This is a genomic window from Massilia sp. NP310 (genome assembly GCF_019443485.1).
GTDB classification, from domain to species: Bacteria; Pseudomonadota; Gammaproteobacteria; order Burkholderiales; family Burkholderiaceae_D; genus Telluria; species Telluria timonae.
The window spans coordinates 2117733-2139001 of the sequence record NZ_CP080379.1 but is presented as its reverse complement, the minus strand read 5'-3'; the positions used below and the strand labels follow the sequence as shown (position 1 = coordinate 2139001).

The 21269-nt window shown below is 64.3% G+C and carries 23 protein-coding genes; 22 read left to right on the top strand and 1 reads right to left on the bottom strand.

Translation table 11 applies throughout. The features are described 5' to 3' along the window. The first annotated feature begins 62 nt into the window (after positions 1-62). From motA to KY496_RS09185, 12 genes are all read left to right on the top strand, one after another. Positions 63-917, top strand: coding sequence for a flagellar motor stator protein MotA (gene motA / locus KY496_RS09240; RefSeq protein WP_005666659.1), 855 nt, complete (start codon positions 63-65; stop codon positions 915-917). A 52-nt stretch (positions 918-969) separates the two neighbouring features. After that, the gene (motB, locus tag KY496_RS09235; protein WP_219864554.1) at positions 970-1899 is read left to right on the top strand and encodes a flagellar motor protein MotB; all 930 of its coding nucleotides are present in this window, start codon (positions 970-972) and stop codon (positions 1897-1899) included. Between the two features lie 26 nt (positions 1900-1925). Next, a complete protein-coding gene (locus KY496_RS09230; RefSeq protein ID WP_005666662.1) occupies positions 1926-2474 on the top strand; it encodes a hypothetical protein in 549 nt (182 codons plus the stop codon). Positions 2475-2542: 68 nt separating this feature from the next. Beyond that, positions 2543-2908 (top strand): response regulator, encoded by a 366-nt coding sequence (locus tag KY496_RS09225; protein WP_005666664.1) that lies wholly within the window; start codon positions 2543-2545, stop codon positions 2906-2908. A gap of 48 nt (positions 2909-2956) precedes the next feature. Beyond that, on the top strand, positions 2957-5134 hold the full coding sequence (gene cheA, locus KY496_RS09220) for a chemotaxis protein CheA (RefSeq protein ID WP_184238266.1): 2178 nt from the start codon (positions 2957-2959) through the stop codon (positions 5132-5134). Positions 5135-5146: 12 nt separating this feature from the next. Then, entirely contained in the window at positions 5147-5650 is a 504-nt protein-coding gene (locus KY496_RS09215) for a chemotaxis protein CheW (RefSeq protein WP_005666668.1), read from the top strand. 80 nt (positions 5651-5730) lie between these two features. Next, entirely contained in the window at positions 5731-6585 is an 855-nt protein-coding gene (locus tag KY496_RS09210) for a CheR family methyltransferase (RefSeq protein ID WP_005666669.1), read from the top strand. Between the two features lie 15 nt (positions 6586-6600). After that, positions 6601-7200 carry a chemoreceptor glutamine deamidase CheD gene (cheD, locus tag KY496_RS09205; protein WP_005666670.1) on the top strand — a complete coding sequence of 200 codons (600 nt, stop codon included), beginning with the start codon at positions 6601-6603 and terminating at the stop codon, positions 7198-7200. 23 nt (positions 7201-7223) lie between these two features. Continuing rightward, a complete protein-coding gene (locus KY496_RS09200) occupies positions 7224-8288 on the top strand; it encodes a chemotaxis response regulator protein-glutamate methylesterase (protein ID WP_005666672.1) in 1065 nt (354 codons plus the stop codon). Positions 8289-8429: 141 nt separating this feature from the next. Further along, positions 8430-8828 (top strand): chemotaxis response regulator CheY, encoded by a 399-nt coding sequence (gene cheY / locus KY496_RS09195; RefSeq protein ID WP_005666673.1) that lies wholly within the window; start codon positions 8430-8432, stop codon positions 8826-8828. Between the two features lies 1 nt (position 8829). Continuing rightward, positions 8830-9471, top strand: coding sequence for a protein phosphatase CheZ (gene cheZ, locus KY496_RS09190; protein WP_005666675.1), 642 nt, complete (start codon positions 8830-8832; stop codon positions 9469-9471). Positions 9472-9503: 32 nt separating this feature from the next. Continuing rightward, positions 9504-10718 (top strand): EAL and HDOD domain-containing protein, encoded by a 1215-nt coding sequence (locus KY496_RS09185; RefSeq protein ID WP_005666676.1) that lies wholly within the window; start codon positions 9504-9506, stop codon positions 10716-10718. 431 nt (positions 10719-11149) lie between these two features. Here KY496_RS09185 and KY496_RS09180 read toward each other — a convergent pair whose 3' ends face one another. Further along, the gene (locus KY496_RS09180) at positions 11150-11641 is read right to left on the bottom strand and encodes a type VI secretion system tube protein Hcp (protein ID WP_005666678.1); all 492 of its coding nucleotides are present in this window, start codon (positions 11639-11641) and stop codon (positions 11150-11152) included. Positions 11642-11766: 125 nt separating this feature from the next. Here KY496_RS09180 and KY496_RS09175 point away from each other — a divergent pair, with 125 nt between their 5' ends. The 10 genes from KY496_RS09175 to KY496_RS09130 all read left to right on the top strand — a co-directional run bounded on the left by KY496_RS09175 (position 11767) and on the right by KY496_RS09130 (position 21233). Then, the gene (locus KY496_RS09175) at positions 11767-12306 is read left to right on the top strand and encodes a lysozyme (RefSeq protein WP_005666679.1); all 540 of its coding nucleotides are present in this window, start codon (positions 11767-11769) and stop codon (positions 12304-12306) included. A gap of 12 nt (positions 12307-12318) precedes the next feature. Beyond that, the gene (locus KY496_RS09170; RefSeq protein ID WP_184238268.1) at positions 12319-12777 is read left to right on the top strand and encodes a hypothetical protein; all 459 of its coding nucleotides are present in this window, start codon (positions 12319-12321) and stop codon (positions 12775-12777) included. A 446-nt stretch (positions 12778-13223) separates the two neighbouring features. Next, the gene (locus tag KY496_RS09165) at positions 13224-15623 is read left to right on the top strand and encodes a DUF3141 domain-containing protein (RefSeq protein WP_219864553.1); all 2400 of its coding nucleotides are present in this window, start codon (positions 13224-13226) and stop codon (positions 15621-15623) included. Positions 15624-15634: 11 nt separating this feature from the next. After that, positions 15635-16573, top strand: coding sequence for a phosphate acetyltransferase (locus tag KY496_RS09160; protein ID WP_219864552.1), 939 nt, complete (start codon positions 15635-15637; stop codon positions 16571-16573). Between the two features lie 4 nt (positions 16574-16577). Then, positions 16578-17780: an acetate/propionate family kinase gene (locus KY496_RS09155; RefSeq protein WP_071362126.1), complete on the top strand. Its 1203-nt coding sequence runs from the start codon at positions 16578-16580 to the stop codon at positions 17778-17780. Then, positions 17777-18424 carry a 3-oxoacid CoA-transferase subunit A gene (locus KY496_RS09150; RefSeq protein ID WP_219864551.1) on the top strand — a complete coding sequence of 216 codons (648 nt, stop codon included), beginning with the start codon at positions 17777-17779 and terminating at the stop codon, positions 18422-18424. The genes KY496_RS09155 and KY496_RS09150 overlap by 4 nt, the downstream gene beginning before the upstream one ends. Before the next feature lie 18 nt (positions 18425-18442). Further along, complete coding sequence (locus KY496_RS09145) at positions 18443-19126, top strand: 3-oxoacid CoA-transferase subunit B (protein WP_219864550.1); 684 nt, start codon at positions 18443-18445, stop codon at positions 19124-19126. After that, a complete protein-coding gene (gene fabI / locus KY496_RS09140) occupies positions 19123-19905 on the top strand; it encodes an enoyl-ACP reductase FabI (RefSeq protein WP_071362129.1) in 783 nt (260 codons plus the stop codon). Before KY496_RS09145 ends, fabI begins: the two co-directional genes overlap by 4 nt. An 11-nt stretch (positions 19906-19916) precedes the next feature. Beyond that, positions 19917-20177, top strand: coding sequence for a hypothetical protein (locus tag KY496_RS09135; RefSeq protein ID WP_005666694.1), 261 nt, complete (start codon positions 19917-19919; stop codon positions 20175-20177). Between the two features lie 12 nt (positions 20178-20189). Further along, positions 20190-21233, top strand: a complete 1044-nt coding sequence (locus KY496_RS09130; protein ID WP_229520484.1) for a hypothetical protein — start codon at positions 20190-20192, stop codon at positions 21231-21233. Positions 21234-21269: the final 36 nt, after the last annotated feature.

Here is a 21269-nt window from a genome sequence, read left to right as displayed (position 1 = left end):
GAAATTACCGGTTTCGGGTCCTCAGGACGAGGTCGGAACAGGCTTTTCTGGAGCAAAATCCCTTGTTAGTGATTGTTGGTTACATCATCGTCTGCGCCTGCGTGTTCGGCGGGTTTGCGCTCGCCGGCGGCCACCTGGCTTCGCTGTGGCAGCCGATCGAGCTGTTGATGATCGGCGGCGCCGCCTTTGGCGCCTTCTTTGTCGGTAACAACGGCAAGTCGATCAAGGCCACCATGAAGGCCTTGCCGAGTGTCTTCAAGGGCTCGAAGTTCACCAAAGACATGTATATGGAGCTGATGGCCCTGCAATTCGACGTGCTGTCGAAAGTGCGCAAGGAAGGCCTGATGTCGATCGAGGGCGACATCGAGGCGCCTGAATCGTCGCCGCTGTTCTCCAAGTATCCGGCGGTGCTGGCCGACCATCACATCATCGAATTCATGACCGATTACCTGCGCCTGATGGTGTCGGGGAACATGGACGCGATGCAGATCGAAAACCTGATGGACAACGAGATCGAGACCCACCACCACGAAGGCGCCGTGCCGGCCCACGTGATCGCCAAGGTCGGCGACGGCCTGCCGGCCTTCGGCATCGTGGCGGCGGTGATGGGCGTGGTCCACACCATGGAATCGGTCGGCCTGCCGCCGGCCGAGCTGGGCATCCTGATCGCGAAGGCGCTGGTCGGCACCTTCCTGGGCATCCTGCTGGCCTACGCCTTCGTCACCCCGCTGGCGAGCGTGCTGGAACAGAAGCTCGAGGAATCGACCAAGATGTTCCAGTGCGTGAAGGTCACGCTGCTGGCGAGCCTGAACGGCTATGCCCCGGCCCTGGCCGTCGAATTCGGCCGCAAGGTGCTGTACTCGACCGAGCGCCCGACCTTCGCCGAGCTCGAAGAGCACATCAAGAAGAAGAAGTAAGCCGCGATGACCGCATTCGATTTCACCCCCGGCTGCATGAAGGGAGGCGCGCATGGCTGACGACAACGCGCGGCCCATCGTCGTCAAGCGCATCAAGAAGGTGGCCGGCGGCCACCACGGCGGCGCCTGGAAGATCGCTTACGCCGACTTCGTGACCGCGATGATGGCGTTCTTCCTGCTCATGTGGCTGCTGGGCTCGACCGCCAAGGGCGACCTGGTCGGCATCGCCGAATACTTCAAGACGCCGCTGAAGGTGGCGATGGCGGGCGGCTCCGGTTCGGGCGACTCGTCGTCGGTGATCAAGGGCGGCGGCGAAGACCTGACCCGTACCCAGGGCCAGGTCAAGCGCGGCGATTCGGTGCCCGAGAAGAAGACCTACGACCTGCAGGCGGCCAAGGCCGCGCTGGCGCGCGAAGAAGGGCAGCGACTGCAAATGCTGAAGGCGCGCATCGAGTCGGCCATCGAGGTCAACCCGATGCTCAAGAAGTACCAGAACCAGCTGCTGCTCGACATCACCAGCGAAGGCCTGCGCATCCAGATCGTGGACGAGAAGAACCGTCCGATGTTCGCGCTGGCCAAGGCCGAGCTGCAGCCATATACCAAGGAAATCCTGCACATCATCGGCATGGTGCTGAACGAAGTGCCGAACAAGATCGGGATCTCGGGCCATACCGATTCGACGCCGTACTACAGCGACGCCGGCTACAGCAACTGGGAACTGTCGGCCGACCGCGCCAACGCCTCGCGCCGCGAGATGGTGCTGGGCGGCCTGCAGGACGACAAGGTGCTGCGCGTGGTGGGCCTGGCCTCGGCCGCCCACCTCGATGCGAAGGACCCGTTCAACCCGGTCAACCGCCGCATCAGCATCATCGTCATGAACAAGCGCACCGAAGACGCGGTGCGGCGCGACGCGGCGACGCTGGACGTGCCGGCGGATGCCGAAGCGGCGGCCACCGCCACGCTGGAAGCAGTGACAAAGTAAGCCAGGGCAGGACTGGAGAGAGTGAAATGACAAGAAAAAAAATATTGGGTTCGCATGTGAAGCGCCTGCTGTCGGGCGTGTCCATGCACGGGCGGCGCCACCTGACCGAGGTCGAGACCGACCTGCTGCAGACCGAACTGCTGCTGGAAGAAGCGATCGACAAGCTGACCGCCAGCTTCATGGCGGTGCACACGGCGGTCGGCGCGCGCCAGGAAGCGATCGAGCGGCTGCTGGAGGGCGGTGCGCTATCGCTTGAAGATCGATCCTTGCTGTCGTCGATGTCGTCCGAAGTGGGCGCGCACGTGAACACGGCGATCACCAGCATGCAGTTCCAGGACATGACGGCGCAACTGATTGAACGTACACTGCGGCGCGTGGCGGGGCTGCGCGACTTTTTGGGCACGCTCAGCGAGCATGGCGCCGACATCGCGCCCGAGACCGACAGCGACGAGATCGTCGACCGGCTCGGCAAGGTCAGCATGGCGCTGGCGATCCAGTCGCTCGAACTGCGCAGCATGCTGCGCCGCTCGGTCGAGCAGAAACACCTGGAAAGCGGCGACGTCGAGCTGTTCTGAGCGCTGTCGGCGTATTAACGAATAATTCAACCGGCGCGGAGCCGGATACAAAATAGCAGGAGCATAAAATGGCAAAAACGATTCTCGCGGTCGACGATTCCAGTTCGCTGCGCCAGATGGTGGCCTTCAGCCTCAAGGCGGCTGGCTACAACGTGGTGGAAGCGGTGGACGGCCAGGATGGCCTGGACAAGGCGAAGCTGCAGAACGTCGACCTGGTGCTGACCGACCAGAACATGCCGAAGATGGACGGCCTGCAGCTGATTAAAACCTTGCGTACCCTGCCGGGTTACGCCAAGACGCCGATCCTGATGCTGACCACCGAATCGTCGGACGAGATGAAGAACAAGGGTCGCGCCGCCGGCGCCAACGGCTGGCTGGTCAAGCCCTTCGATCCGCAGCGCCTGATCGAGGTGGTCAAAAAAGTGATCGGCTGACGCCATGCGCGACGCCCTGACCATGCTTTCACTCGAGCGGACGGCATCATGACCATCGACATCAGCCAGTTTTACCAGGTCTTTTTCGACGAGGCAGAAGAACTGCTCGCCGAAATGGAACGCCTGCTGCTGGGCGTCGACGTCGCCGCGCCCGATGCGGAAGACCTGAACGCGATCTTCCGCACCGCCCACTCGGTCAAGGGCGGCGCATCGACCTTCGGCCTGACCGACATGTGCGACGTGACCCACGTGCTGGAGTCGCTGCTGGACCGCATCCGCAAGGGCGAGATGGCGCTGACCTCGAACCACGTGGACGCCTTCCTGGCGGCCAAGGACGGGCTCAAGATGCAGCTCGACGGCCACCGCCATGGGGCGCACGTCGACAACGAGGCCATCGCCAACGTGCGCATGGCCCTGCACGACCTGGCCGAGGGCCTGGTGCCGGCCGCGCCGGTGGTGGCGCCGTCCTACCTGACGGCCCAGCCGCGCACCGAGCACCAGATCGAAGGCGCGCACCGCTACAAGATCGAACTGCCGCAGGTGGCCCAGCGCGACATCAACGCCCTGGTCGATGAACTCGGCCTGATGGGCCGCGTCTCGGTGGCGCCGCTCGAGGGCGGGCGCACGGCATTGATCATCACCACCCACGAGAGCCTGGACGACATCATCGCGATCTGCTCCTTCGTGCTCGACCCGGACGACCTGAAGATCTTCGAGGCGCCGGCGCTCACGCCGGAACAGCGCGCGATCGAGGCGGCCGAGCGCAAGCGCATCGAGGATGCGCAGGGCTACGGCTTCTTCGGTCCCGACGACGATATCAGCCCGGCCGGCGGCGAGCTGTCGGAAGACGATCTCGGTTATGGCTTCTTCCAGCCGATCGAGCAGATCCGCGCCGCGGCCGGCATCGTTGCCGCCCCGCCGGAACCCGTGGCCGCCAGCATCTCGGCCCAGGCGCAAAACATGGTCGAGCACCTGGCCGAACTGAGCGCCGAGAAAAAGGCCGCGAAGAAGGACGATAAGAACGAATCGTCGTCGATCCGGGTCTCGGTCGAGAAGGTCGACCAGCTGATCAACCTGATCGGCGAACTGGTGATCACCAACGCCATGCTCGAGCAGCGCAGCAATGTGCTCGACCCGATCCTGCACGAGCGCCTGCTGTCGTCGGTGAGCCAGCTGGGGCGCAACACGCGCGAGCTGCAAGAGGCCGTGATGTCGATCCGCATGATGCCGATGGACTTCGTGTTCTCGCGCTTCCCGCGCATGGTGCGCGACCTGGCCGGCAAACTCGGCAAGAAGGTCGACTTCATCACCCACGGCGCCGCCACCGAACTCGATAAAGGCCTGATCGAACGCATCGTCGATCCGCTGACCCACCTGGTGCGCAACTCGATCGACCACGGCGTCGAGATGCCGGCCGCGCGCGTCGCCGCCGGCAAATCGGAAGCGGGGCGCCTGTTCCTGTCGGCCGGCCACCAGGGCGGCCACATCGTGATCGAAGTGGCGGACGACGGCGGCGGCCTGAATCGCGAGAAGATCCTGGCCAAGGCGGCCTCGAACGGCCTGGCGGTGTCCGATAACATGACGGACTCGGAAGTCTGGCAGCTGATCTTCGCGCCCGGCTTCTCGACCGCCGAAGTGGTCACCGACGTCTCCGGCCGCGGGGTCGGCATGGACGTCGTCAAGCGCAACATCACCGCCATGGGCGGCACGGTCGACATCCGTTCGGCGGCCGGTTTCGGCACCACGATCTCGATCTCGCTGCCCCTGACCCTGGCGATCCTGGACGGCATGTCGATCAGGAGCGGCGACGAGATCTATATCCTGCCGCTGTCCTTCGTGGTCGAGTCGCTGCAGCCGGCGCCCGAAGACGTGCGCGACATCGCAGGGCGCGGGCGCGTATTGAAGGTACGCGGCGAATACCTGCCCCTGATTCCGCTGCACCAGATGTTCGACATCGAGCCGCGCCACCGCGAGCCGAGCGACGGCATCGTCGTCATCCTCGAGACCGAGGGCAAGAAGGCGGCGCTGTTCGTGGACGAGCTGGTGGGCCAGCAGCAGGTGGTGGTCAAGAACCTGGAAGCGAATTACCGCAAAGTGGCCGGGATCTCCGGCGCAACCATCATGGGCGACGGCGGCGTCGCCCTGATCCTCGACGTGGCGGCGCTGGTGCGCTCGTCGCGTCAGTTGGCCGACGACCCCGTCGTCCCATCAATTTTTACTCAATAAGAAGGAAATCCCATGTCCAACCTGGCAAACACCACCTCGGCTGACGGGACCGCGAACGACGGCGCCGGCAACGAATTCCTGGCTTTTACCCTCGGCTCGGAAGAATACGGCATCGACATCCTGAAAGTGCAGGAAATCCGCGGCTACGAAGCGGTGACCCGCATCGCCAACGCGCCCGAATTCATCAAGGGCGTGATCAACCTGCGCGGCATCATCATCCCGGTGGTCGACATGCGCATCAAGTTCAACCTGGGCACCCCGGTGTACGACCAGTTCACCGTCGTGATCATCCTGAACATCGGTGGCCGCATCATGGGCATGGTGGTCGACAGCGTGTCCGACGTGACCACGTTGACCGCCGACCAGATCAAGCCGGCGCCGGAGATGGGCACCGCCTTCAACTCCGACTACATGATCGGCCTGGGCACGGTCGACGAGCGCATGCTGATCCTGGTCGACATCGACAAGCTGATGTCGTCGGGCGAAATGGGCCTGATCGACAAGCTGGCCGCCTGATTTCGCGGCGGCACGCAGCACCAACCATCCGGACCGCGCCATGACGGCGCGGACCAACCAGCATTCATAAGGCAACAAACGTGCCGCAGCAGAAAACAGAGACGGTCAAGGAATTCGACTTCACCCGCCGTGACTTCGAACGGGTGCGTGCGCTGATTCACCAGCGCGCGGGCATTTCGCTGGCCGACAGCAAGCAGGAAATGGTCTACAGCCGCCTGGCGCGGCGCCTGCGCGCGACCGGCATCCAGTCGTTCGCCACCTACCTGGACGACCTGGAAGCGGGCCGCATGGACCGCGAGTGGGAATCGTTCACCAATGCGCTGACGACCAACCTGACCTCGTTCTTCCGCGAGGCGCATCACTTTCCGCTCCTGCTCGAGCACCTGGTCGCGGTGCGCAAGAAGGACACGCGGCCGCTCACGATCTGGTGCTCGGCAGCGTCCACCGGCGAAGAGCCGTATTCGATCGCGATGACGGCCTGCGAGGCCTTCAACACGCTCACGCCGCCGGTGCACATCGTCGCCACCGACATCGACACCAATGTGCTGTCGACCGCCTCGAATGGCGTGTACCCGATGGAGCGGCTCGACAAGATGTCGCCGGAGCGCCTGCGCCGCTTCTTCCTGAAGGGTAAAGGAGCCCACGAGGGCATGGCGCGCGTGCGCCCCGAGCTGCGCAACCTGGTCACCTTCAAGCAGCTCAATCTGCTGGCCGACGGCTGGCCGCTGGAAGGACAGTTCGACGCCATCTTTTGCCGCAACGTGATGATTTATTTTGACAAGCCGACCCAGCGCAAGATCCTGGGCCGCTTCGTGCCGCTGATGAAGCCGCATGCGCTGCTGTTCGCGGGCCACTCCGAGAACTTCCTGTACGTGTCGGACGCGCTGCGCCTGCGCGGCAAGACGGTGTATGAACTCGATGGACGCAGTGCCTGAAGGCGTGGGACGACCATGAACAGCCAGTTCGCCACCAATCTCTATCACGACCGCACCTTCAACGTCGATGCGGCCAAGATCCTGCCGGGCGAGTATTTTTATACCGGCAAGGACATGCTGATCGCCACCGTGCTCGGCTCATGCGTCTCGGCCTGCATCCGCGACCGCCTGACCGGCCTGGGCGGCATGAACCACTTCATGCTGCCCGATGGGGGGGCGGACGCCGGCAGCAACCCGGTCTCGGCCTCGATGCGCTACGGCTCGTTCGCGATGGAGATCCTGATCAATGACCTGCTCAAGGCCGGCGCCCGCCGCGAACACCTTGAAGCGAAGGTATTCGGCGGCGGCGCCGTGCTGCGCGGCTTCACGGCGATGAACGTCGGCGAGCGCAACGCCGCCTTCGTGATGCAGTTCCTGAAGACCGAACGCATCCCGGTGCTGGCCGAAGACCTGAACGACATCTACCCGCGCAAGGTGTTCTTCTTCCCGCGCACGGGCAAGGTGCTGGTCAAGAAACTGATGCAAACCCAGAACGACACGCTGGCCAAGCGCGAACTCGACTACGCCAAGCGACTCAAGGTCGAACCCGTCGGCGGCGCCATCGACCTGTTCTGACCTGTTAGTTGAAAGGAATAAGCATGAAGACCAAGGTGCTGATCGTCGACGACTCGGCGCTGATCCGCAGCGTGATGAGCGAGATCGTCAATTCCCAGCCCGACCTCGAAGTGGTCGCCACCGCGCCCGATCCGCTGGTCGCGCGCGAGTTGATCAAAAAGCATAACCCCGACGTGCTCACCCTGGACGTCGAGATGCCCAAGATGGACGGCCTCGACTTCCTGGAAAAGCTGATGCGCCTGCGGCCGATGCCGGTGCTGATGGTGTCGTCGCTGACCGAGCGCGGCTCGGAAATCACGATGCGCGCGCTCGAGCTGGGCGCGGTCGATTTCGTGACCAAGCCCAAGATCTCGATCCAGACCGGCATGCGCGAGTATGCCGACATGATCGCCGACAAGATCCGCGCCGCCGCGCGCGCTCGCATCGCGCCGCGTTCGCGCACGCCCTCGGTGCCCAGCGCGCCGCTGTCGGCCCTGAGGAGTCCCCTGATTTCTTCCGAAAAACTGATCATCATCGGCGCCTCGACCGGCGGCACCGAAGCGATCCGCGAATTCCTGATGCAGATGCCGTCCGACTGCCCGGGCATCCTGATCGCCCAGCACATGCCGGAGGGTTTCACGAGTTCCTTCGCCAAGCGCCTCGACTCGCTGTGCAGGATCAGTGTGGTCGAGTCCGCCGGCAACGAGCGGGTGCTGCCCGGCCACGCCTACATCGCGCCGGGCCACTCGCACCTGCTGCTGACCCGCTCCGGCGCCAACTACATGACCCGCATCGAACAGTCGCCGCCGGTCAACCGCCACCGTCCCTCGGTCGACGTGCTGTTCCGCTCCGCCGCGCAGGCGGCCGGTAAAAACGCCGTTGGTGTTATCCTGACCGGCATGGGCAAGGACGGCGCGGCCGGCATGCTCGAGATGCGCCAGGCCGGGGCCCACAACTTCGCCCAGGACGAAGCCAGCTGCGTCGTGTTCGGCATGCCGCGCGAAGCGATCGCGCTGGGCGCCGCCCACGACGTCGGCCCCTTGCCGGCCTTGCCGCGCATGGTGCTCGACCATCTGGCGGCGCAGGGCGGCCGGGCGTTGCGTGTTTGATCCGAATTAGAACTGGTGACAGGCTTTAGGGGCTATTTTATCGCCGTAAGGCAACAAAAATGCTATTCTTGAGCCTGTTATCGAGCCCACCAGGGCAGCTCACCCAACAAACCACAGTATAAGATTCAAACGGAGTTATTCATGGCTGATCCAAAGATGCGTTTCCTGGTTGTTGACGATTTCTCGACGATGCGCCGCATCGTCCGGAATCTGTTGAAAGAACTGGGTTATGCCAACGTCGACGAGGCAGAAGACGGCGTGATGGCGCTGGCCAAGCTGCGCAGCGAATCGTTCGACTTCGTGGTGTCGGACTGGAACATGCCGAATATGGACGGCCTGACCATGCTGCAGAACATCCGTGCCGATCCCGCGCTGGCCAAGCTGCCGGTGCTGATGGTGACCGCGGAAGCGAAGAAGGAGAACATCATCGCCGCCGCCCAGGCCGGCGCCAGCGGCTACGTGGTCAAGCCGTTCACGGCCGCGACCCTCGACGAGAAGCTGAACAAGATCTTCGAGAAACTGGACAAAGCCGGAGCCTGAGATGGGTGAGATGAACTCGGCGCTCGACGCCGGGGCCGCCTCGAACGAAGAGGTGCTGAGCCGGATCGGCCACATGACCCGCGCGCTGCATGAAAGCCTGCGCGGGCTCGGACTGGACAAGCTGATCGAGAAGGCGGCGAGCGACATCCCCGATGCGCGCGACCGCCTGGACTACGTGGCGCGCCTGTCGGAACAGGCGGCCAAGAAGGTGCTGGACGCGACCGACGCGGCCGGCCCCCTGCAGGACGCCATCGAGACCCGCGCGGCCGAGTTGTCGGACGGCTGGCAGGCGCTGCTCGACAAGGGCGCCAGCGAGGCCGAATGGCGCGCGATGGCCCAGCGCACGATCGCCAGCCTGAACGAGTCGGCGGCCGGCGCGGTCGCCACACGCGGCGAGCTGATGAACATCATGATGGCCCAGGATTTCCAGGACCTGACCGGCCAGGTGATCGGCCGCATCACCGGCATCGCGCAAAACCTCGAGAAGCAACTGGTGCAGGTGCTGATCGATTTCGCGCCGAGCGAGATCAAGCGCGAGCTGGACAACGGCCTGCTGAACGGGCCGCAGATCAAGCCGACCGGCACCGAAGTCGTGGCCAACCAGGGGCAGGTCGACGATCTGCTCGACAGCCTCGGGTTCTGAACCGGCGCCGCGCATTCACTTACGGCGTCTTCATGCATCGCACCAACTTCATCGTCCGCGAACCGCTGCTCGATCCAAAGCAGCGCGTTCTCGGCTATGAGCTGTCGTGGCAGCAGCACGACGGACGCATTCCCACCGACCATGACCTGGAAGGGCTGGTCGGTTTCGTGGCAGAACACGTCAACCACCAGGAACATGGCTGGCTGTTGCGCGACAAGATCCTGTTCCTGGATGCCGTGCCGGCCATGCTGTCGACCGACGCGCTGCACGCGCTGCCGCCGGAACGCACTGTGCTCGCCTTCGATATCCGCCAGCTGACCGACCAGGATGTGCGCTCCGCCGTGCAAGCCGTGCGCGCGGGCGGCGTCGGGGTGGCGATCCGCGGCTGCGACATCAACCTGCTGGGGCGCAACCTGGCGCCGTATGCGTCCTACCTCGAGGTGCGCTTCACCGGTTCCAATGTCGCCGACCAGGCGCGCACCTACGCCGCCGCCAAGCATTCGTCGCTGCGCATGGTGGGGCGGCCGGTCGGCACCTGGGCCGACTTCGACGCCTGCGCCGCGCTCGGGCTCGACGCCTTCGTGGGCAAGCTGCACCTGACGCCGCGGCCGGGCAATCCGGTCAAGGGCATGAACCCGACCCAGAACGTGATCCTGCAGCTGATGCAGCTGGTCCAGAATAACGAGGACGTGCCCAAGCTCGAAAGCGTGCTGAAACGCGACCCGGCCCTGACCTACAAGCTGCTGCGCTACATCAATACCGCGGGCTTCGGCGCCGGGCGCGAAGTGCAGTCGCTGCGCCAGGCGATTTCCTTGCTGGGTTATGCGCCGCTGTACCGCTGGCTGGTGCTGCTGCTGGCCACGGCCAGCTCGAGCGGCTATTCGCCGGTGCTGATGGAAACCGCCGTGGTGCGCGGCCGCCTGGCCGAGTTGCTGGGGCAAAAGTATCTGGGTAAGGGCGAGGCGGAGAACCTGTTCGTGGCCGGCATGTTCTCGCTGCTCGACCGGCTGCTGGGGCTGAGCATGCAGCAGGTGCTCGAGACCATCCAGCTGCCCGACGGGGTGGTGCAGGCGCTGACGCGGCGCGAAGGGCCGTACGGGCCCTACCTGGCGCTGGCCGAAGCCTGCGAGCTCAACTCGAACCTGGTGGCGTCGCTGGCCGATGCGCTCGCGATCACGCCCTCCGAAGTCAACCAGGCCCATCTGTCGGCGCTGGCCTGGGCGCAGAGCGTGGCAGTCGACAACTAGCGTTTGACCAAGGGCTTCCGGTCGCCCCGGGCTGCGTCCCACTGAAGGCGAATGCCGCTGGGGCTGGATGTCGTCCACCAGCGCCCCCCGCCGTTTCTCGCTGGGGCGAGAACGCTCGCTCTCGCTCGCGCCGCTTTCGCGGTCGATTGCCGCGCCGTGGGCGGCACGGATGAGGCAGCGCGACCCCGGCGCGAGTTACCCATCGCTCCTCCCCCTCATGCCCTCTTCACTGGGCCAGGGCTACTCGGTGGAAAACTCTCTGCATCTGCTTTTAAGCAGTTTCTACATGTGTAAGTAAGATGCTGTTCGCGAAGTGAAAATAAAAAGCCCCGAAAACTCTCGCCGGGGCGCTTTTCTTTGCTTCGTGACAAATCGAAGGTGGTGAAGCAAATAGGCCCGGAGCATTCCGGGCCTTCTAATATACTCCCTGCTTACGCGACTTTATTAGCCGCTAAATCCCACCCGCCGACAGTCGAGCCACCTCCGCCTCCGCCGATCTTCTGTTGAGTGTATTTCCATTTTACCTTGGAGAATTTCAGGCTTACATGCTCCTGTAAAATCGCACCGGCTTCGATGCCGGGCGAAATGGCGCCGATGAGAACGTTATCCAGTTCGATTTCGAAATACTTGATTGGATTTCCGTTCCCGTCGGCGCGCATGAATTCGAACTTGGCTTTTGGTATGGTTTTTCCCATTGCGCAGGTCTGCATAAGAATTGGCGACGACAAGTCCGCCATTTTGCTGAACGTGACTTCTTCCAGTTCGACTCTTTCTGCCGTATGGCCCCCGCCGGTCGATGCGGTTGCGCTGCGGGGTTGAATGAGTCCCCAGTTCACCGACGCGCACTCAATCCAATCCTTATGCTTGTCATCCTGCGACTCGCCCTTAATCCCATCGATTTGCAGATAAACATCGATTGCCATGATTCCTCCGGTGTTTGTTGAGCCTGTTATGCTGCCTCAGCTAATGCCGGGTCCACTTGTGCAGAGTCAATAGCTCTTTCGTCCGTAATGATAGCTTGATTATCTCCATCACTATGGAGCGAAATATGACTAGCAACAAGCCCGCCCCCGTAAGGCCTACTGCCAAAATGAGAATGTCTCCTGAGGGGCGCGCTCGCCTCCGAGCAACTGAAAAGGCGATATATCGATATTACAATGATATGGGGAAAAACAAGGGGCATTGCACTTGGGGAGTAGGCATTCTCGCTCACAAGGGCGTTTGCACAAAAGAGGAGCTGGAAAAGAAGGTATCGGTCGAAATGGTTGACCAGGAATTCGAACGCAAGATTGCAGAGACCGAGGCAATCATTCACCGCAATATTAGAGTCGAACTCAATCAGGCACAGTTTGATGCGCTTTGCAGTCTCGCTTATAACACGGGAGCAACCGGCGCCAGCAAAACTTTCGGATATGTGAATCGTGGAGATTTTGCCGGAGCCGCCAACAATATGTCGTCACTGATTAACGTCACGGTAGTCGAGAAAGGCAGAAAAAAGCGCGTGATAGCTCCTGGACTTATCAAGAGACGTGCTGAAGAGAGCGCGCCATTCCGGAACGAGAAAGCCACCACCGCCACTCGCAACTAAGGAGAACTGCAAATGTCGTTGCTTCGACTTTTACCCTTGATCCGACGCGCCAGTATTCTGCAATTCTTCTTGTTACTTGTTCTTGTGGCAGCGCCTTCAGTCAAAGCCTCAGACTCGATAGAACGTATGGTAACGGGTAAATGGCGATTTACCAAGCCGATTGATAGCGCTAATGTCACCTCTCTCGATGACCGTGAGGCAGCGCAGCTAGTCGGCCAAATTTTTACGATAGGGAAAGATAAAGTCGCGTTCGGTAAGGAGGACTGCGGAGAGACCGAGTTTGAAGCAAAGAAAGTTGAGCCGACCCTATACTTGCGTAAAGCATTTAACTCAACCGTCGAAGGGCTCAAACTCCCCAATCCGGTTACGGTTGTTGAAATTAGTTGCACCTCAGTTTTTATTAGAAATCGGAACAGGCTTGTTATATTCTGGGACGGTTGGTTCTTTGATGCCGTGCGAGTAAGGAAGTAATCAGCGGCTTGCATTGCGCCGGGTATCTGCGCAAATATTCCAGATGCTCCGGCGAAATAATTTTCAGTATCAGTTCAAAGACTCATCGCACAGATTCGGCGCGTTCCCCGATAAGGCCGAATCCTGAGCGTTCGATGCGAGTAGTTAGCCATCGCGGACATCTAATTGTAAGGACGGATTCGCAGCGAGCTGACACTGCTTCCCATCCGTGCCATCACTTATCCGCAGCCCGACGTGTCCAGGGCGCGTGCGACTTCCACTCCCATACTTTTCGGCTGAACAGCCGGCGCACCGGCCCGCCCGCAACCGCCATGAAGCGGCGGCAAAGTGGGACCATGGTCTGATTGTGGCTTGATCAGATAAGCCGAGAATGGGAGCTGCAGCGGATCAAGCGGCACGCACCTTCGTTTCCCGAGCAACGGCTTTCCTCCCTTTGAGGTTCGTACATGGACACTAAGCACCTTGCACGGAGCCATGAGATCGGCACCAAGATCAGTCTCATCCATCAAAAGCGCGTGAAGACCGCGCTGGCGCAGTTCGGCCAGCGCGCCCGGGCGGCGGTGGAAGAGGCGGCGGGCGACAAGGTCCCGGACGCCAAGGTTGGGCCTGCGGCCTGGATGGCCGGACTCAATCCCTGGTCGTACCAGCATTATGCGGTCGACGCCTTCCAGCGTTCCATCCTGTTCTGGGACACCTTGCGCCAGCGCGGAGACAACTTCCTCGAGCGCGCGGCGAAGGGATCGGCGCCGGTCCTGCATTTCGACTACGAAACCGTCCTCGACGGGCGCGGCTTCGCGCGGCCGGTCAACTATGCGCTGCTGCGGATCGTTCCGCCGGCCGGCGTCACGCTCGACCCCGCCAAGCGCCCCTATCTGATCATCGATCCGCGCGCCGGCCATGGCCCCGGCATCGGCGGCTTCAAGGACGATTCGCAGGCGGGCGTGGCGATGCGCGCCGGCCATCCGGTGTACTTCGTCAGCTTCTTCCGCGACCCGGAACCCGGGCAAACGTTGCTGGACGTGTGCAGCGCCGAGGGGCAGTTCGTGAAACACGTGCGCGCGCTGCACCCGGCCAGCGAGAAACCGGCCATCATCGGCAACTGCCAGGGGGGCTGGGCGGCGATGATGCTGGCCGCGTCCAGCCCCGACGATACCGGGCCGCTCCTCATCAACGGGGCGCCGATGTCGTACGTGAGCGGCGCCTGGAACGAAGGCGAGGGCGACAATCCGATGCGCTATGCCGGCGGGATGCTGGGCGGCACGTGGCTGTCCTCCTTCGTCGCCGACCTCGGCAACGGCGTGTTCGACGGCGCCCACCTGGTGCAGAACTTCGAAAACCTGAACCCGGCCAATTCGCTGTGGGACAAGTATTACAAGGTGTACCGGCAGGCCGACACCGAACCGGCGCGCTACCTCGACTTCGAGCGCTGGTGGGGCACCTATTACCTGCTGAACCGCGAAGAGATCGAATTCATCACCCGTAACCTGTTCGTCGGCAACAAGCTATGGTCCGGCGACGTCAAGGGCCATACCGGCCAGGCCTTCGACCTGCGCGCCATCGAGATGCCGATCGTCCTGTTCGCGTCGATGGGGGACAACATCACGCCGCCCGAGCAGGCCTTCAACTGGGTGGCCGACATCTATGGCAGCACCGAGGAAATCAAGGCGCGCGGCCAGGTGATCGTGGGCCTGCTGCACCAGGACATCGGCCATCTCGGCATTTTCGTCTCCGGCAAGGTGGCGAAGAAGGAATACACGCAGCTGGTATCGGTGCTCAATGAAGTCGAGCTGCTGCCGCCGGGGCTGTACGGCATGCAGATCACCGAAGCCAGGGACGGGAGCGCCGACGGCAAGCCGCAATACGAGGTCACTTTCCACGAACGCCGGCTCGAGGACGTCAGCACCCAGTTCAATCGCTTCAACCGCGTCGACGAGCAGCCGTTCGAGGCGGTGGCGGCGCTCTCCGACTTCAACCAGCGCGGCTACGAATTGTTCGTGCAGCCGCTGGTGAAGGCCATGTCCAACGACCTGAGCGCGCGCCTGCTGCGCGTGTTCCATCCCTTGCGCGTGCAGAACTGGGCGCTGTCGAGCCGCAATCCCTGGATGGCGTGGCTCGAACCGGCGGCGCGGCTGGTTCGGGAGCAGCGCCACCCACTGGGCGAAGGCGACCCCTGGCGGCGCCTGGAAGACGCCGGCGCCGAGCTGACCAGTGCGTCGCTGGACCTGTACCGGGCCGTGCGCGACGCCGCCACCGAAGCGGGCTTCTTCAGCATCTACGCGAACATGTATTCGCTCTACCTGGCGGACCGGACGCCGGCGCAGGCGGCGCCGGAGACGCAGGATGCGCGCGCGCTGCCTTACGTCCAGGAAGCGCTGGACTCGATCGCCGAGGGCGGCTATGCCGAGGCCTTCGCCCGCCTGGCCAGCCTGCGCGCCCAACAGGGCACGCTGCTGCCGCTGTCGCGCCTGGTCAAGCGCAAGGAGTTGGCGCAGGACTACGCCGACTATCTGCCGGACGTGCCGCTCGACCAGTGGCGCCGCCTGCGCGGCGAGCAGGAAATCATCACCAGCTACGAGCCCGAGAAGGCGATCGCCACCTTGCCGACCTTGTTGCGCGACCGTGGCGACCGCGAACGGCTGCTGCACCTGGTCGACGAATTGATGGCCGACGAGCGGGTGCAGGCGACGCCGCCGACCGGCGCCCAGCTGGCCATGGTGGAGCGGCTGCATGCGCTGCTCAGTGACGAACATGAGGGCGAACACAAGGGCGAACCCGATGGCCAGGCCGGCGAGCGGCCCGCGTTCCGGACTGTCCCCGACGCGCCGACCTCCACGCGCCTTCATTGAAAGGACCCGACATGGAACCGAAGCACGAGAAATACCAGCGGCTGATCGACTATTGCAAGGAACTGCCGCCGCTGCCGACCGCCGTCGTCCATCCCTGCGACGCCAGCTCGCTCACCGGCGCGCTGGAAGCCGCGCGGATCGGCCTGATCGCGCCGGTCCTGGTCGGGCCGCGCGCACGGATCGAGGCGGTGGCGCAAGAGAACAGCTTGCGGATCGGCGACGTGCCGATCGTCGAGGCGGCCTACAGCCATGCGGCGGCGGCGAAGGCCGTCGAGCTGGTACGCGAAGGGAAAGCCGAAGCATTGATGAAGGGCAGCCTGCATACCGACGAGCTGATGGGCGCGGTGGTCAAGCGCGAGACTGGGCTGCGCACCGCGCGCCGCGTCAGCCACTGTTTCGTCATGGACGTGCCCGGGTATGCCGATGCGCTGGTCATCAGCGATGCCGCCGTGAATATCGCGCCGACGCTGGAAGAAAAGATGGACATCCTGCAGAACGCCATCGACCTCGCGCACGCCCTGCAGTTCAGGGAAGTGCGGGTGGCGGTGCTGTCGGCGATGGAAACCGTCAACCCGAAAGTGCCTTCCACGGTCGAGGCGGCCGCACTGTGCAAGATGGTCGACCGTCACCAGATCCAGGGCGCCCTGGTCGACGGCCCGCTGGCCCTGGACAACGCGATCGACCCGGATGCGGCCAGGATCAAGAAGATCGATTCGCCCGTCGCCGGGCGCGCCAACGTGCTGCTGGTGCCCGATCTCGAGGCCGGCAACATGCTGGCCAAGAGCCTGTCCTTCCTGGCCGGCGCCGATGCGGCCGGCATCGTCCTCGGCGCGCGGGTGCCGATCATCCTCACCAGCCGCGCCGACTCGATGGTGACCCGGCTGGCCTCGTGCGCGGTCGCCACGCTGGTGGTCAAGGCGCGCCGCGAGAGCGGCAAGCCGGTGAGGTGACGCCATGGCCGACCTCATTCTCGTGCTTAACGCCGGCTCGTCGAGCATCAAGTTCCGCGCCTTCGACGCCGGCCCGGCCGAACCCGAGCTCGTGCTCCACGGCCAGGTCGAAGGGCTCTACAATGCGGCGAAATTCAGCGCGAAGGACGCCGACGGGGCGCTGATCGGCGAGCGGCGCTGGGAAGCCGACGCCGCGCTCGGACACCAGGAGGCGACCGACTACATCGGCGACTTCCTGCGCAGCCACCGCGCAGAGCACCGGCTGGTGGCGGTCGGCCACCGCGTTGTGCATGGCGGCGTGCAGTTCACCGAAGCGGCGCTCGTCACCCCGGCCGTGATCGAAGCGCTCGACCGTTTGACGCCGCTCGCGCCGCTGCACCAGCCGCACAACCTGGCGCCGATCCGCACCCTGCTTGATGCGCGGCCGGACCTGCCGCAAGTGGCCTGCTTCGACACCGCCTTCCACCGCGCGCAGCCCGAGGTGGCGCAGGCCTATGCGCTGCCGGACAGCATCACCAGGCTGGGGGTGCGGCGCTATGGCTTTCATGGCCTGTCGTACGAATACATCGCGTCGGTGCTGCCGGCCTATCCGGAGCTGGGCGCCGCCCGCGCCACCCTGGTGGCGCACCTGGGCAATGGCTCGAGCCTGTGCGCGCTGGCGGGCGGCAAGAGCGTGGCCAGCACCATGGGATTCACCGCCGTCGACGGCCTGCCGATGGGCACCCGCTGCGGCAACCTGGACCCGGGCGTGGTGCTGTTCCTGATCGACTATCTCAAGATGGATGCGCGCGCCATCGAAGACCTGATCTACAAGCAGTCGGGCCTGCTCGGCGTGTCGGGCATCTCGAGCGATATGCGGACCTTGCTGGACAGCGACGATGCGCGGGCGCGCTTCGCGGTCGACCTGTTCGTCTACCGCATCGGCCGCGAACTCGGATCGCTGGCCGCCACCACCGAGGGCATCGGCGCCCTGGTGTTCACCGCCGGCATCGGCGAGCATTCGGCGCTGATCCGCGAACGGGTCTGCCGCGCGGCGCGCTGGCTCGGGGTCGACCTCGAGCCGGCCGCCAATGCGGCCGGTGGGCCGCGCATCAGCACGGCGGGCAGCAAGGTCTCGGCCTGGGTGATTCCGACCAACGAGGAGTTGATGATCGCGCGCCATACGAGAGCAGTCGTGCGCAAGGAAGCAGTGAGGGCGGCGGCATGAAAACGGTCAGGCTGGAGGACTCGGTCGCCATGATACCGGACGGGGCCAGCCTCATGATCGGCGGCTTCATGGGCGTCGGCACGCCGCAGCGGGTGGTCGACGAACTGGCGCGCCAGGGCAAGCGCGAGCTGACCGTGATCGCGAACGACACCGCCACCCCAGGCCGTGGCATTGGCAAGCTGGTCACGGCCGGGGCCGTGCGCAAGGCGATCGTCAGCCATATCGGACTCAACCCGGAAACCCAGCAAAAGATGATCGCCGGCGCCATCGAGGTCGAACTGGTGCCGCAGGGCACCCTGATCGAGCGCCTGCGCGCCGCCGGCTACGGGCTGGGCGGCGTCCTGACGCCGACCGGCGTCGGCACCGCGGTCGAAGAGGGCAAGCGCAAGATCGAGGTCGACGGCGCACCCTACCTGCTGGAGACGGCGCTCGGGGCCGATTTCGCCCTGGTCGAATCCTTCCTTGCCGATTACGAGGGCAACCTGGTCTACGCCCTGACCGCCCGCAATTTCAATCCCGTGATCGCGATGGCCGCCAACACCGTGATCGTCGATGCCGCACATATCGTGCCGGTGGGGATGATTTCGCCCGACCATGTCGTGACGCCGGCGGTGCTGGTCGATTACCTCGTGGCCCACGCGTGAATGATGGAAGGTCGAACCATGGACGCGCCAACCCTGATCGCCAGACGCATCGCCCAGGAACTGCGCGCGGGGATGCTGGCAAACCTCGGCGTCGGCATTCCGACCCTGGTCGCCAACTACGTCCCGCGCGATATGCACATCTATTTCCAGTCCGAGAACGGCCTGGTCGGCACCGGGCCGATTCCGCAGGAGGGCCTGGCCCAGGCCTATCTGACCGACGCCGCCGGCCAGCCGGTCACGGCCCTGCCTGGCGCCGCGACCTTCGACAGCGCGCTCTCGTTCGGCCTGATCCGTGGCGGGCACCTCGACCTCACGGTGCTGGGCGGCCTGCAGGTGGACCAGGGGGGCTTGCTGGCCAACTGGATGATTCCCGGGAAGATGGTGCCCGGCATGGGCGGCGCCATGGATCTGGTGACGGGCGCCAGGCGTGTCATCGTCGCCATGCAGCATACCGCCAAGGGCAAGCCGAAGATCGTGCGGCAATGCTCGCTGCCGCTGACGTCGACGCGCGCGATCGACCTCCTGGTGACCGAACTGGCCGTCATCGGCTTCGAAGGCGGACGCGCCACCTTGCTGGAAACCGCGCCCGGCGTCGGGGTGGAACAGGTGCTGGCCGCCACCGAGGCCGAGCTGGTGGTGCCGGGCCAGGTGCCGCAGATGCGGATCGAGGGCATGAATTCAATCGAAGGAGCTTCGTCATGACGAATGAACGCCACCGCCCGATATTGGAGGGCAAGAAGGCCCTGGTCTCCGGGATCGCCAACGAGCATTCGATCGCTTACGGATGCGCCAAGGCATTCCGCGAGCTCGGCGCGGAACTCGCCATCACCTATACCGGCGAAAAGACCAGGACCTATGTCGAACCGCTCGCGCGCGAGCTCGGCGCGCCGGTCTTCATGCCGCTCGACGTGACCAGGCCGGAAGACATCCAGGCCGTGTTCGGCGAGATCGAACGGCAATGGGGCAAGCTCGACCTGTTCGTGCACTCGATCGCCTGGGCGCCGAAGGAAGACCTGCAGGGCGGCCTGCTCGACAGCAGCGCCGAGGGCTTCGGCCAGGCGATGGACATCTCGTGTCACTCCTTCGTGCGCATGGCGCGCCAGGCGGCGCGCCTGATGAAGGACGGCGGCAGCATGTTCACGATGAGCTACTACGGCGCCAACAAGGTGGTCGCCAACTACAACCTGATGGGGCCGGTCAAAGCCGCGCTGGAAGCGTGCGCGCGCTATCTGGCCTATGAACTCGGGCCCAGGCATATCCGGGTGCACGCGATGTCGCCGGGGCCGCTCAAGACGCGTGCGGGCTCGGGCCTGAAGGACTTTGACCTGCTGCTCGCGCAGGCGGCCGAGCGCGCGCCGCTCGGGGAGCTGGTCGACATCATGGACGTCGGTTTCGCCTGCGCCTTCCTGGCCACGCCGTATGCCAGGCGGCTGTCCGGCGAAACCATGTATGTCGATGGCGGCGTGCACATCATGGCCTGAAAGGAGCTGCGATGGCTGACTTAGTGATGGGAAACGTGGAGGCGGGCACCAGCGACGAGGACATCAAGGCCTTCCTGGTCAAGTATGGGTTTCCGCCGTTCGACGAGATCGAACACCTGCCCGGCAACGGTTCGCGGCCTGCGGTGCTGTTGACGTTCCGGGATGCGCCGCCGGAAGCGCTGCGCACTCTGCTGCCGCGCGTCCAGGACATGTTCTGGAACAACCGGAAGATTCATGTGCATATCGTCAACGAACGCTATAACCAGCAGTAACGAGGACCGGCGATGGGTTTGCTCGACAGGATCAGGCGCGAGGGCGATAACGCCACTGCGCAGGACAGGGAAAGCGTCAACGCGGCGATCGAACGCCTGCTGGCGCTGCATCCGCAGCTGGACCTGGCGCGCCACTGCCGCAAGCATCTCGCGCCGGCGGTGGCGACCTCGTACGCCTATGTGCGCGCGCTGGTCGATGCCGTGCCGGCGGCGCGCGAGGCCAGCGCCGCCGCCTGGGATGGCGACCCCTATGTCCACGCCTGGTTCGCCGGACCCGACGACGTCGCATTGCGGATCAGCCGCTCGACCGACTTGCGGGCCTATTTCGCCGACAACGGCGACGCGCCCGAAGCGTATGCGGTGCTGGGGATGGAGCTGGTCGAACGCCACGTCCTGGGCGCCAGGCTAGAGGGTGAAACGATGCGCCGCGACGTGCCGCAGACCACGCTGAGTTTCGGCGACCACCAGGTCAGGATGTGCGGCCGCGTTGATGCCGAACTCAGGGATGAGATCGTGCGGCGCCTGCTGGACGAACTCGCGCTGGCGGGACTGGCGCGCACCGCCGCGGACAAGTCGCGCCGCGCCGCGCTCGAGCGCGAGCGTGCGCTGCTCAAGACGCGGCTGCAACTGCTCGAACGCCAGGGTCGCGGCATCCGCTCGGTGATCGGCGGCGACGTCGCGAGCGACCTTGGCGAGCTGGCGCGGCTGAAAGAGCGGGTCGAGGAAAACGCGCGCGACTTGGCCGGGCTGGGGCTGCGCGAAGACGCGCTGGAGCGCGAACTCGAGCAGGTGCGCGCGGTGTTCGCCCAGCCTGCACGGCATCTGTCGGTGTCGACCAGACGCTTGACCCTGGACCGGATGAACGTCGTGGTCGAGCCGGGCACGCCGACGGGCGCGCCAATGAGCGACCTCGAATTCCGGATCGCGCGCCTGCCGACGCTGCCACCGCGGGTGCGCGCATTCGCGCTGGTGCGCTTTGCGCGGACCAGCCTGCTACCGGAAAAAAGCGTGTTCGAGGAAGCTGAGCAACTGCTGGCGTCCGGACTCTGGTCCTGATGCCGGTTCACCAGGCAGCCTACAAGGAGCAGACAT

Coding starts and splice junctions, on each gene's coding strand:
- motB (WP_219864554.1), top strand. CDS start 970: ATGGCTGACGACAACGCGCGGCCCATCGTCGTCAAGCGCATCAAGAAG.
- KY496_RS09230 (WP_005666662.1), top strand. CDS start 1,926: ATGACAAGAAAAAAAATATTGGGTTCGCATGTGAAGCGCCTGCTGTCG.
- KY496_RS09225 (WP_005666664.1), top strand. CDS start 2,543: ATGGCAAAAACGATTCTCGCGGTCGACGATTCCAGTTCGCTGCGCCAG.
- cheA (WP_184238266.1), top strand. CDS start 2,957: ATGACCATCGACATCAGCCAGTTTTACCAGGTCTTTTTCGACGAGGCA.
- KY496_RS09215 (WP_005666668.1), top strand. CDS start 5,147: ATGTCCAACCTGGCAAACACCACCTCGGCTGACGGGACCGCGAACGAC.
- cheD (WP_005666670.1), top strand. CDS start 6,601: ATGAACAGCCAGTTCGCCACCAATCTCTATCACGACCGCACCTTCAAC.
- KY496_RS09200 (WP_005666672.1), top strand. CDS start 7,224: ATGAAGACCAAGGTGCTGATCGTCGACGACTCGGCGCTGATCCGCAGC.
- cheY (WP_005666673.1), top strand. CDS start 8,430: ATGGCTGATCCAAAGATGCGTTTCCTGGTTGTTGACGATTTCTCGACG.
- cheZ (WP_005666675.1), top strand. CDS start 8,830: ATGGGTGAGATGAACTCGGCGCTCGACGCCGGGGCCGCCTCGAACGAA.
- KY496_RS09185 (WP_005666676.1), top strand. CDS start 9,504: ATGCATCGCACCAACTTCATCGTCCGCGAACCGCTGCTCGATCCAAAG.
- KY496_RS09180 (WP_005666678.1), bottom strand. CDS start 11,641: ATGGCAATCGATGTTTATCTGCAAATCGATGGGATTAAGGGCGAGTCG.
- KY496_RS09175 (WP_005666679.1), top strand. CDS start 11,767: ATGACTAGCAACAAGCCCGCCCCCGTAAGGCCTACTGCCAAAATGAGA.
- KY496_RS09170 (WP_184238268.1), top strand. CDS start 12,319: ATGTCGTTGCTTCGACTTTTACCCTTGATCCGACGCGCCAGTATTCTG.
- KY496_RS09165 (WP_219864553.1), top strand. CDS start 13,224: ATGGACACTAAGCACCTTGCACGGAGCCATGAGATCGGCACCAAGATC.
- KY496_RS09160 (WP_219864552.1), top strand. CDS start 15,635: ATGGAACCGAAGCACGAGAAATACCAGCGGCTGATCGACTATTGCAAG.
- KY496_RS09155 (WP_071362126.1), top strand. CDS start 16,578: ATGGCCGACCTCATTCTCGTGCTTAACGCCGGCTCGTCGAGCATCAAG.
- KY496_RS09150 (WP_219864551.1), top strand. CDS start 17,777: ATGAAAACGGTCAGGCTGGAGGACTCGGTCGCCATGATACCGGACGGG.
- KY496_RS09145 (WP_219864550.1), top strand. CDS start 18,443: ATGGACGCGCCAACCCTGATCGCCAGACGCATCGCCCAGGAACTGCGC.
- fabI (WP_071362129.1), top strand. CDS start 19,123: ATGACGAATGAACGCCACCGCCCGATATTGGAGGGCAAGAAGGCCCTG.
- KY496_RS09135 (WP_005666694.1), top strand. CDS start 19,917: ATGGCTGACTTAGTGATGGGAAACGTGGAGGCGGGCACCAGCGACGAG.
- KY496_RS09130 (WP_229520484.1), top strand. CDS start 20,190: ATGGGTTTGCTCGACAGGATCAGGCGCGAGGGCGATAACGCCACTGCG.